This window comes from Mycobacterium arosiense ATCC BAA-1401 = DSM 45069 (assembly GCF_002086125.1).
Classification (GTDB): Bacteria; Actinomycetota; Actinomycetes; order Mycobacteriales; family Mycobacteriaceae; genus Mycobacterium; species Mycobacterium arosiense.
Genome location: NZ_MVHG01000209.1, coordinates 1 through 1079, shown reverse-complemented (window position 1 = coordinate 1079; position 1079 = coordinate 1). Strand labels below are relative to the sequence as shown.

Here is a 1079-nt window from a genome sequence, read left to right as displayed (position 1 = left end):
CTAGTGTCCTGCGCCGTAAGTTGGTTGATTAATTGTAGACTTGGTCGGTGGCGAGTAGGGGTAGGCCGGTAGTTGAGTTGACGTTGACCACTGACGAGCGTGAGACGTTGCAACGGTGGGCGCGGCGGTCGAAATCATCCCAGGCGTTGGCGCAGCGGTGTCGGATCGTGTTGGGTTGTGCTGCAGGCAAATCCAATAAGGAGGTTGCTGCCGAGGAGGGCGTGTGGCCGCAGACGGTGTGCAAATGGCGCAAGCGGTTCCTCGATAAGCGCCTCGACGGGTTGACCGACGAGCCGCGTCCGGGCGCCCCGCGCACGATCAGCGACGCGCAGATTGAGTCGGTGTTGGTGGCGACGGTGGAACGTGCGCCCAGCGACGCCACGCACTGGTCGCGGGCGTCGATGGCCGCCGAATCGGGGTTGTCGAAATCCACGGTGGGCCGGATCTGGAGGGCGTTCGAACTCAAGCCCCACCTGGTGGACACGTTCAAGATCAGCAACGATCCGCAGTTTGTCGACAAGGTGCGTGATGTCGTCGGGTTGTACCTGGACCCGCCCGAGAAGGCACTGGTGCTCTGCGTCGATGAGAAATCCCAGATCCAGGCCCTGGATCGCAGTGCGCCGGTGCTGCCGATGATGCCCGGGATGCCCGAGCGACGGACCCACGACTACGTGCGTCACGGCATCACCACGCTGTTCGCCGCCCTGGATGTGGCTACCGGCGAGGTCTACGGATCGATCCATCGCCGGCATCGCGCGGCCGAGTTCAAAAAGTTTCTGACCAAGCTCAACACCACCGTGCCCGCCGAGTTGGACGTTCACTTGATCTGTGACAACTACTCCACGCATAGGTCACCGACGATCACGAAATGGCTTGCGGCCCATCCTCGATTCCATATGCACTTCACCCCGACGTACTCCTCGTGGCTCAACCAGGTCGAACGGTGGTTCGGGTTACTGACTGACCAGAAGCTGCGCCGCGGAGCACACCGCTCAATCCCAGCGCTCGAAAAAGACATCCGGGACTGGATCACCGCCTGGAACGACAACCCGCGCCCCTTCAACTGGACCAAGACTGCA

General features: G+C 61.9%; 1 protein-coding gene. It reads left to right on the top strand.

All coding sequences use genetic code 11. From position 1 onward, the window contains the following. Positions 1-47 precede the first annotated feature (47 nt). On the top strand, positions 48-1079 hold a 1032-nt coding region (locus BST14_RS28110), incomplete at its 3' end, for an IS630 family transposase (RefSeq protein WP_083067492.1).